This window comes from Neisseria sp. N95_16, assembly GCF_002551535.2.
GTDB lineage: Bacteria > Pseudomonadota > Gammaproteobacteria > Burkholderiales > Neisseriaceae > Neisseria > Neisseria brasiliensis.
On record NZ_PDBT02000079.1, the window covers coordinates 1 to 9872 of the forward strand.

The 9872-nt window shown below is 50.6% G+C and carries 8 protein-coding genes, 2 pseudogenes and 1 riboswitch; all 10 genes and pseudogenes read left to right on the plus strand.

The genetic code is table 11. The features are described from left to right. A pseudogene (locus CRG49_RS10895) lies at positions 1 to 78 on the plus strand (IS1595 family transposase); the annotation flags it as partial. A gap of 188 nt (positions 79 to 266) precedes the next feature. Continuing rightward, positions 267 to 361: riboswitch (TPP riboswitch) on the plus strand. Positions 362 to 477: 116 nt separating this feature from the next. Next, positions 478 to 1275: a hydroxyethylthiazole kinase gene (gene thiM / locus CRG49_RS10900; protein ID WP_095503038.1), complete on the plus strand. Its 798-nt coding sequence runs from the start codon at positions 478 to 480 to the stop codon at positions 1273 to 1275. An 86-nt stretch (positions 1276 to 1361) separates the two neighbouring features. Further along, entirely contained in the window at positions 1362 to 2168 is an 807-nt protein-coding gene (thiD, locus tag CRG49_RS10905; protein WP_095503037.1) for a bifunctional hydroxymethylpyrimidine kinase/phosphomethylpyrimidine kinase, read from the plus strand. A gap of 278 nt (positions 2169 to 2446) precedes the next feature. Next, positions 2447 to 2863: an OsmC family protein gene (locus CRG49_RS10910; protein WP_095503036.1), complete on the plus strand. Its 417-nt coding sequence runs from the start codon at positions 2447 to 2449 to the stop codon at positions 2861 to 2863. A gap of 416 nt (positions 2864 to 3279) precedes the next feature. Then, positions 3280 to 4026, plus strand: coding sequence for a GntR family transcriptional regulator (locus CRG49_RS10915; protein WP_095503035.1), 747 nt, complete (start codon positions 3280 to 3282; stop codon positions 4024 to 4026). A 56-nt stretch (positions 4027 to 4082) separates the two neighbouring features. Continuing rightward, on the plus strand, positions 4083 to 4985 hold the full coding sequence (locus tag CRG49_RS10920; RefSeq protein WP_095503039.1) for a lysine exporter LysO family protein: 903 nt from the start codon (positions 4083 to 4085) through the stop codon (positions 4983 to 4985). A 79-nt stretch (positions 4986 to 5064) separates the two neighbouring features. Then, the gene (locus tag CRG49_RS10925; protein WP_095503034.1) at positions 5065 to 5844 is read left to right on the plus strand and encodes a DeoR/GlpR family DNA-binding transcription regulator; all 780 of its coding nucleotides are present in this window, start codon (positions 5065 to 5067) and stop codon (positions 5842 to 5844) included. 9 nt (positions 5845 to 5853) lie between these two features. Next, positions 5854 to 6471: a glutathione S-transferase gene (locus CRG49_RS10930; RefSeq protein ID WP_095503033.1), complete on the plus strand. Its 618-nt coding sequence runs from the start codon at positions 5854 to 5856 to the stop codon at positions 6469 to 6471. Positions 6472 to 6586: 115 nt separating this feature from the next. Next, a pseudogene (locus tag CRG49_RS10935) lies at positions 6587 to 8277 on the plus strand (glutamine--tRNA ligase/YqeY domain fusion protein). Between the two features lie 192 nt (positions 8278 to 8469). After that, complete coding sequence (gene rho, locus CRG49_RS10940) at positions 8470 to 9732, plus strand: transcription termination factor Rho (RefSeq protein ID WP_095503031.1); 1263 nt, start codon at positions 8470 to 8472, stop codon at positions 9730 to 9732. Positions 9733 to 9872: the final 140 nt, after the last annotated feature.

Genomic DNA, 9872 nt, shown 5'->3' on the forward strand with positions numbered 1-9872 from the left:
ACGGAGTTTAGGTTTAACCACCGGCATGAAGATTTAGGTAAAATATTAATGAAGATGCTTCGAAATAACCCAATTTAATATTTTTGCTTCCTAAGCCCCCAATATAAATTTTAACGTTTGCTAACATAATGGATGTTTATTTAACTAAAATCGATAAAGGCTGATCAAATAAGTGAGGTTTATGTTGAAAATAACCGTACTGATCCGCCATGCACCAAACATTGCCATGGCACGATAATCTAAGCTAATATAGCCGGGTATTTTATTGATTAGAGTCGGGGTGCGGTTGCAATGCTGCTGAGAATATACCCGTGAACCTGATACAGTTTGCACTGGCGTAGGAAACTCATCACAAGCATTGATTGCTATGAAGGCACAACCCGCGCATCGGCGGGTTGTGCTTTTTTCAGTCTGGATAAAGTTTCAGATGGCCTCGTTAAGTTCAAGGCCGTCTGAACGATTGTTAAGGAAACCATCATGAATTTTGCCTATCTTGACCACATGCGCGCGCGCAATCCTTTGGTGCACAGCATCACCAATACCGTGGCCGCGCATTTCACCGCCAACGGTTTGCTGGCGGCGGGGGCTTCGCCGATTATGGCCAACGAGCCTGATGAAATGGCGGATATGGCGGCGATTTGCGATGCTTTACTGATTAACATCGGCACATTGGAACAATCCACCATCGCGGCGATGTTTGCCGCCGGAAAAGCGGCCAATGCGCGTGGCATTCCGGTGGTGCTTGACCCTGTGGGCGTGGCCGCGACGCCGTTGCGCCGTGAAACCGTGGCGCGTTTGCTTGAAAAAATTAAGTTTGCAGCGATACGGGGCAATGCGGCGGAAATTGGTTTTATTGCCGGAGAAGCATGGCAGGGCAAAGGTGTGGATGCGGGGCAAGGTGCGGTCAACGCGGCGCAGATTGCGGCAGCGGTGGCGCAGAAATATCAATGTATTGTGGCGGTAAGCGGCGAGACGGATTATGTTTCAGACGGCCAATCGACATTTGCCGTGAACAACAACACGCCGCTGTTTCCGAAGATTACCGCATCAGGCTGCTTGCTCGGTGCTGTGATTGCGGCATTTTTGGCAACGGAGCAGGGCGATGATTTGGCTGCGGTCACAGCCGCTTGCACCTTTTACGCCGTTGCCGGAGAAGCCGCCGCACAGGGTTTGGATGAACGCCAAAGCGGCACGTTTGGCGTGAAGCTAATCGACAGCTTAGCCATAACGAGCGCGCAAGATTTGGCCGACAAAGCGCGTGTTGAGGCCGTCTGAACAGACAAACGCATGATTATATTTTGAAACAATTTTTCAGACGGCATGTTTAATAAGGCCGTCTGAACGATTTAAGGAGAATAAAAATGGCAGAAACATTCGTACAAAGTTTAACCATCGCCGGTTCCGATTCGGGCGGCGGCGCGGGCATTCAGGCCGATTTGAAAACCTTTCAAATGCGCGGCGTATTTGGCACCAGTGTGCTGACCGCGGTAACGGCACAAAATACCTTGGGCGTACACGGCGTGCATTTCGTGCCGACCGACATCATCACCGCGCAAATCAAAGCGGTGGCCGACGATTTCGACATCCGCGCGTTCAAGCTCGGTATGCTCGGCACGGCGGAAATCATCGAATGTGTGGCGGATAATCTGCAAAGTTGCCGTTTCGGCCAGATGGTGCTCGATCCGGTGATGATTGCCAAAGGCGGCGCTTCTTTGCTGCACAATTCGGCAGTGGAAGCAATGAAAAAACATTTGTTGCCGCGCACCGATGTGCTTACGCCCAACCTGCCCGAAGCCGAAGCCTTGACCGGCGTGAAAATCGACAACCGCCAAGATGCCGAACGCGCCGCGCGGCTGCTGCAAGAAGCGGGCGTGAAGCATGTGGTGATTAAAGGCGGCCATCTGGACAACAGCCAAAGCGAAGTCTGCACCGATTGGCTGTTTACACCGAATGATGTGGTGGAAATGGAAAGCCTGCGTTTCCCAACGCCGCACACCCACGGCACCGGTTGTACCTTCTCTGCCTGTATTACCGCCGAATTGGCCAAAGGTTTTGCCGTAGAAGAAGCCGTGCAAACCGCCAAAGACTACATCACCGCCGCCATCAGCCAACCGCTGAACATCGGCGCAGGTCACGGGCCGGTGAACCATTGGGCTTATAAAGATTGATTGTGATGGTAAAAGGCCGTCTGAAAATCTGTTTTTCAGACGGCCTTGAGTATGGATATTTCATGAAGAAGCATCATATACCTAATAACATCATGCTTTAAACGAAAACCTCATGGCGAGAATATTGCCTGATGTTGTTTTAAGCGCAGCATCTTTTTGCGCATCAAAAATTATTACACCATTAGCAGCATTGGTAATTTGGCATGGAATTGTTTACAATACGCGACATCTAAGCCGCATCCAAATCCAGTGCGGCGCTTATTAAGAAAGTATAGAATATGCAAGTTACATCAAAATGGTTGGACGGAATGTGTTTTGTCGGCACCACTGAGGGCGGACACAGTGTGGTGATGGAAGGTGCGGCGGCGGAAGGCGCGGTGAAGCGCGGTGCCAGCCCGATGGAAATGTTATTGCTGGGTGTGGCCGGTTGTTCCAGCATTGATGTGGTGATGATTGCCGAGAAGCAACGCCAAAAAGTAGTCGATTGCCAAGCCACGGTAACAGCCAAACGCGCCGATGAAGCGCCGCGCGTGTTTACCGAAATCCATATTCATTTCAAAGTCATCGGTCATGATTTGAAAGAAACGGCAATTGCCAAAGCGGTGGAATTGTCGGCGGAAAAATACTGCTCTGCATCGATTATGTTGGGCAAAGCGGCGAAGGTCACGCACAGTTTTGAAGTTGCTGAAGCCTGATGACTTTGCACATTCCCTATCTTGGGCAAAGCTCAAATCTGGGGTGTGGCAAAGGGCAGTGGGATTTTTCAGACGGCCTCATTTAAAAATGAATTAATAATGCCGTTTTCAGGTAAAATAGCTCGTTAGGGCGCGCATGGCGAAATAGCGTAAAAGGCCGTCTGAACAGCATGATAGGGCAGATTAAATCCGTATGGCGCAACATTTGCCTGCAAATCGCCCATCAAAAAAGCAGATATATTCAAGCTGTATCTTGAATATATCTGCCGATTTGGACCTTTTCTCTCTATTTAACCGCCTTGTAATACTTGGCTTTTCTTTAGAGTTATTGTGCAATTTATGCTCTGAATTGTCAACAAATTTTATTAATATTATAAATAATCCGTTTGTGCAAGTAAAATTGCTAGGAAAATCAAATGAATAATCAAAATAAATCAAATCATAACGCAACCAATACTGCACCGACGACGTCTTCATTAATTTTGGAAGAGCGACATGATTCCGAGCTTTTCCGTGTTTATGCATCTATTTTGGATGCCATTACAGACCACGTTTTGTTGCCGGGCAAGAAGCTGACCGAATCCGATTTGTGCCGCCAGATGGTGTGTTCACGCAATACCGTACGCAGCGCTTTGTCGCTGTTGGCGCACGATAAAATTGTCGATTTGCAGCCTAATCGTGGCGCTTTCGTGCATGTGCCGGATTTGAAAGAAATTCAGGATGTGTATAAGTCGCGCATCGAATTGGAAACGATGATTTTCAATTTGCTGCTTGAATTGCCGGATTTAGAAACGCGTTTGCAACCGATGTATGACATGATTGAGCGCGAAGCGGAAGCATCGGTAAACGGCGACAGCGTGGGCTGGAACCGTTTGGCCAATGCCTTCCACGTTGAATTGGTGCGCCTGTTGGATAATGATGTATTGTCTGAAATCATGAATACCTTGTGCGCCCGCTCATCGCTGATTGTGGCGGTATTTGGCGAACGCAGCCACGGCCACGGCCACCGCACCAGCGGCCACACCTATAATGAGCATCGCGAAATTTTGGATTTGCTCGCCGCAGGCAAACGCACGCGGGTGTTGAAACTGTTGCGCCGTCACTTGGGCGGCTGTATCGAGCGCTTGGAAGGCAAACACGAAGCGCAAAACGAATTGCATTAATGAATCAAAGAGAGGCCGTCTGAAAGGTTTTCAGACGGCCTTTGATGTGGGAAAAAATGGAAAGTTTGACAACCTTATTGTCGGTGTTGGTGCCGATGTTTCTTGGTTTTTTTATCCGCCTGCCCAAACCTTATTTGGCCTTAGTGGATAAAATGCTGGTGGTGCTGGTGTATGCCGTGCTGTTTTTAATCGGCGTGTCGCTCGCGCGCGTGGAGAATTTGGGTTCGCAACTCAATACCATCGTGCTGACGACTTTATTATTGTTTGCCTGCACCATCGGCATGAATTTACTGGCCTTGATGTGGTTTGACCGCCGCTTTCCGTGGCAGGCCAAAGGTTCGGGCCAAAAAGCCAATGTCAGCCTGTCGGGCAGCGTGAAGCAACTCGGCTGCGTGGCCTTGGGTTTTGTGTTCGGCAAGCTGATGGCCGATGTGTGGCTGCCGCCTGAAAACTTGGGTATGTATTGCCTGATGGCGCTGGTGTTGCTGATCGGTATCCAGTTGAACGGCAGCGGCGTGAGCTTGCGCCAAGTATTGATTAACAAGCGCGGCGTTCAGACGGCCATGATCATGATGGCATCGTCGTTGGCCGGCGGTTGGTTGTTTGCTGCGTTGAATGAAGATGTCTCGTGGCTGAAAGGCTTGGCTCTGGCTTCGGGCTTCGGCTGGTATTCTTTGTCGGGCCTGGTGATGACCGAAGCTTACGGCGCGGTGTGGGGCAGTATTATGCTCTTGAACGATTTGGGGCGCGAATTTTTTGCGTTGGTGTTTATCCCGATGTTGATGCGCCGCCATCCGAGCGCGGCGGTGGGCGTGGGCGGGGCGACCAGCTTGGATTTTACTTTGCCGGTTATCCAAAGCTCGGGTGGTTTGGCCGCTGTGCCGCTGGCGATTAGTTTCGGCTTTATCGTTAATGTGGCGGCGCCGTTTTTGATGGTGGTTTTTTCCTCATTTGGTTGAAGCCGTTAGCAAAATTTGGCAAAATTCTAAAAATATTCTGCATAAGAACAATACGGCAGGCCACACAAAAGAGAATACCATGAAACCACGAATCCAAAGACACGAAAAAATCATCGAATTGGTGCGAGCGCAGCATTACATGTCGATCGACCAATTGGCCAAAGAATTGGATGTAACCCCTCAAACCATCCGCCGCGATATTAATTTATTAAGCGAAGAAAACGTGTTGCGCCGCTATCATGGCGGGGCGACTTTGGGTGATGTATTAGAAAGCGAGTTGCAACAAGGCAAGCGCAACAGCCATCAGGAAGAGAAAAATGCCATTGCGCAACTGATTGCCGACCAAATTCCCGATAATGCCTCGCTGTTTCTCAGTATCGGCACCACCATGGAAGCCGTGGCCGCCGCGCTGATTAAGCAGCGCCGAAACTTACGCATCATCACCAACAATATTTACGTCGCCTCAATGGCATCTTCACGCAGCGACTATATTGTGATTATCACGTCCGGCGTGGTGCGCCCGATTGACGGCGGCGTGACCGGCGTGGCTACTGTGGATTTTATTAATCAATTTAAAGTCGATTATGCGGTGATGAGCACCCATGGCGTGGAAGAAGACGGCTCGCTTTTGGATTACGACTACAAAGAAGTCAGCGTGATGCAGGCGATGATGAACAATGCGCGCGTGAAGTTTTTGGGCGTGGATCACACCAAGTTCAACAGCAATGCCTTAGTGCGCTTGGGCAGCATTACCGAATTCGATAAAGTGTTTACCGACCGCGCGCCGGCCGATAATATGCGCAAAATTCTCGACAGCGCCGGCGTGGAATGGCTCACGCCGCCTACGCGCTCATCTTAGGAGCAGAACATGAAATTATGGTATTCCAATACCAGCCCGTATGTGCGCAAAGTGCGTGCCGTGGCCGCTTATCACGGCTTGGAGGCGCAGATTGAAGCCCATCTCATCAGCGGCGCAGCGTTTTCCGAACAAGCCGAACACAACCGCGATACACCGCTCGGCCGCATTCCGGTGTTGCAAACCGATGACGGCACATGGCTTTACAGCAGCAATGTCATCGCCGAATACCTTGATGCACACGGCAGTAACGACAGCTTATATCCGCAAGGTGACAATCGTTGGGCAATCTTGAATCTGCACGATTTGGCCGCAGGTATGCTCGACAACACCATTGATATGGTGGGTGAAAAGCTGTTGCGTCCCGAAGCCGAATGGTGGCAATCGCGCCATGCCCAGATTATGCAGCGCAACACGCGCACGCTGCCGGTGTTGGCCGAAGCCATTCAGCCATTTGGCACAGAATTGAATATCGGCACACTCAATGCCGTGTGCGCGATTGATTTTCTCCGTTTTCGCAACGCCTTGACCCAAGCCGATACCATGGAAGGATTCTCCGAATTGGCCGCGTGGTCAGACGAAATGAATGCGCGCCATGCTTGCTTGGCAGCGACTCAACCTTGCGCCTAAACGATTTATCAAATCCGCCATCTCAGGTACAATTCATTTTTCAAAATTTCTTTTCAGACGGCCTTTTCAAGACCAACAGGCCGTCTGAATCCTTATCTTTCATAAAGACGATTTTATGCTGAATAAAGAACAATTTGCGGACAACCATTTCATCCGCACCATCATCCAAGACGACTTACAAAGCGGCAAACACAGCGCCATTCAAACCCGTTTCCCGCCCGAGCCAAACGGCTATTTGCACATCGGCCATGCCAAATCCATCTGCCTGAACTTCGGTTTGGCTTATGTTTATGACGGCTTGTGCAACCTGCGTTTTGACGACACCAACCCCGAAAAAGAGAGCGACGAGTACGTTAATTCGATTAAAGAAGACGTGCGCTGGTTGGGCTTTGAATGGTCGGGCGAGCCGTGTTATGCCTCGAATTATTTCGACCAACTGTTTGATTACGCAGTCGGTTTGATTAAAGAAGGCAAAGCGTATGTCGATGATTTGACTGCCGAAGAAATGCGCGAATATCGCGGTACGCTGACCGAGCCGGGTAAAAACAGCCCTTACCGCGACCGCAGCGTGGAAGAAAACTTGGATTTATTCTACAAAATGCGCGACGGCGAATTTGCCGACGGCAGCAAAACCCTGCGCCTGAAAATCGACATGGCCGCGGGCAACGTCAACCTGCGCGACCCGGTGATTTACCGCATCCGCCGTGCGCATCACCACAATACCGGCGGCAAATGGTGCATCTACCCGATGTATGATTACACCCACGCCATTTCCGATGCGATTGAAGGCATTACCCATTCGCTGTGTACGCTGGAATTTGAATCACACCGTCCGCTGTATGATTGGGTGCTCGACAATATTCCCGCACCGCATCCGACCCGTCCGCGCCAATACGAATTTTCGCGCTTGGAATTGCTGTATTCCATTACTTCCAAACGCAAACTGAACCAATTGGTTTCAGACGGCCATGTATCCGGCTGGGAGACCCGCGTATGCCGACCATTTCCGGTATGCGCCGCCGCGGCTATACCCCCGAAGGCTTGCGCCTGTTTGCCAAGCGCGTGGGCATTTCCAAATCAGAAAATGTGGTGGACATGAGCGTATTGGAAGGCGCGATTCGCGAAGAATTAGAAAATTCCGCCCCACGCCTAATGGCGGTGTTGAACCCGTTGAAAGTGACCTTGACCAATTTTGAAGCCGGCAAAACCCAAAGCCGCCGCGCTGCCTACCACCCGAATCACGAAGAAATGGGCGAACGTGAAGTGCCGGTTTCGCCAACCATTTATATCGAAGCCGACGACTTTGCCGAAGAACCGCCAAAAGGCTGGAAACGCTTAACCCTAGGCGGTGAAGTGCGCCTGCGCCATGGCTATGTGATGAAGTGCGATGAAGTGGTTAAAGATTCTGACGGCCACATTACCGAACTCAAATGCAGCATCGATCACGACACACTGGGCAAAAATCCCGAAGGCCGCAAGGTCAAAGGCGTGATTCACTGGGTATCTGCCGAACACGCCGCTGAAATCAAAGTGCGCCTGTACGACCGCCTATTTACCGAAGCACGTCCCGATGCCATCCGTGGCGAAGACGGCGAATATCTGCCGTTTACCGATTTCCTGAATCCCGAATCGGTGAAAGAAATCACCGCCTACGCCGAGCCAGTGGCCGCTACCTTGCCACCCGAAAGCCGCTGGCAATTTGAGCGTATCGGTTATTTTGTGACCGACCGCAAAGACCACAGCGCCGAACAGCCGGTATTCAACCGAACCGTTACCTTGAAAGATTCTTGGCAAGCTAAGGCGTAAGATTAAGGCCGTCTGAAAGCATGTTTTTCAGACGGCCTTCTATCCTCAATCCCGACTAAATACGGATAATATTTGACACGAAAAGCCTGACCGCCTAAAATTCCATTTTCTTTCAGCATATGCCTTTCATACGGCATGATCTATTCTTTCAGACGGCATCCGTCGTCTTCAATTCTATCAAAATCACTCATTATGCACGTTTCTGAATTACAAACATTACACATTTCCAAATTGTTGGAAATGGCCGAAGAGCATGGCATCGAAAATGCCAACCGTTTACGCAAGCAAGACCTCGTTTTCGCCATTGTGCGCCAAAAAATGAAGCAGGGTGAGAGCTTTACCTGCTCGGGCACTTTGGAAATTCTGCCCGACGGCTTCGGCTTCCTGCGCAGCGCCGACACTTCTTATCTGGCCGGCCCTGACGATATTTACGTTTCCCCAAGCCAAATCCGCCGCTTTAATCTGCACACCGGCGACACCATTGAAGGCAGCGTGCGCGTACCGAAAGACAATGAGCGTTATTTCGCCCTTGTGCGCTTGGATACCATCAACGGCGATGATCCGGAAGCGTGCAAACACAAGATTTTGTTTGAAAATTTAACGCCTTTATTCCCAACCAAACAATTCAAGCTCGAGCGCGACATCAAAGCCGAAGAAAACCTTACCGGCCGCGCGATTGATTTGGTGTCACCGATTGGTCGCGGCCAACGTGCTTTGTTGGTGGCGCCGCCGAAAACCGGTAAAACCGTGATGCTGCAAAACATTGCCCACGCGATTACGGCCAATAATCCGGAAGTTGAATTAATCGTGTTGCTGATTGACGAGCGTCCGGAAGAAGTGACCGAGATGAGCCGCAGCGTAAAAGGCGAAGTGGTGTCTTCCACGTTTGACGAACCGGCGCAACGCCATGTGCAAGTGGCTGAAATGGTGTTGGAAAAAGCCAAACGCATGGTTGAACACAAAAAAGACGTGGTGATTCTGCTCGATTCGATTACCCGCTTGGCGCGCGCGTACAATACCGTGGTGCCGACTTCAGGCAAGATTTTGACCGGTGGTGTCGATGCCAATGCCTTGCACCGTCCGAAACGCTTCTTCGGCGCGGCGCGTAACGTGGAAGAGGGTGGTTCGCTCACCATCATCGCTACTGCATTGGTTGAAACCGGCAGCCGCATGGACGACGTGATTTATGAGGAATTTAAAGGCACGGGCAATATGGAATTGCACCTCGACCGCCGTATGGCTGAAAAACGTCTGTTCCCGGCCATCAGCATCAACAAATCCGGCACCCGCCGTGAAGAATTACTGGTGCCGAACGACCAGTTGCAACGCATGTGGCTGCTGCGCAAATTCCTGCATCCGATGGACGAAATCGAAGCCACAGAATTTTTGGTGGGCAAGTTGAAAGATTCCAAAGATAACAACGAATTTTTCGAACTGATGCGCGGTAATAAATAAGTGGTTATTGTGAGGCCGTCTGAAACTTTCAGACGGCCTTACATTCGCATTTCAAGTGCAACGCTCAAATGCCATTGGCAAGGGCTGCTGAAAACAGATCACCCGGTGTCTCATAGTCCAATGTCTTTCTCGGTCGGCGG

What these genes read in the sequence shown, in the direction of transcription:
- thiM (WP_095503038.1), top strand. Translation starts at nt 478, where the DNA reads ATGAATTTTGCCTATCTTGACCACATGCGCGCGCGCAATCCTTTGGTG.
- thiD (WP_095503037.1), top strand. Translation starts at nt 1,362, where the DNA reads ATGGCAGAAACATTCGTACAAAGTTTAACCATCGCCGGTTCCGATTCG.
- CRG49_RS10910 (WP_095503036.1), top strand. Translation starts at nt 2,447, where the DNA reads ATGCAAGTTACATCAAAATGGTTGGACGGAATGTGTTTTGTCGGCACC.
- CRG49_RS10915 (WP_095503035.1), top strand. Translation starts at nt 3,280, where the DNA reads ATGAATAATCAAAATAAATCAAATCATAACGCAACCAATACTGCACCG.
- CRG49_RS10920 (WP_095503039.1), top strand. Translation starts at nt 4,083, where the DNA reads ATGGAAAGTTTGACAACCTTATTGTCGGTGTTGGTGCCGATGTTTCTT.
- CRG49_RS10925 (WP_095503034.1), top strand. Translation starts at nt 5,065, where the DNA reads ATGAAACCACGAATCCAAAGACACGAAAAAATCATCGAATTGGTGCGA.
- CRG49_RS10930 (WP_095503033.1), top strand. Translation starts at nt 5,854, where the DNA reads ATGAAATTATGGTATTCCAATACCAGCCCGTATGTGCGCAAAGTGCGT.
- rho (WP_095503031.1), top strand. Translation starts at nt 8,470, where the DNA reads ATGCACGTTTCTGAATTACAAACATTACACATTTCCAAATTGTTGGAA.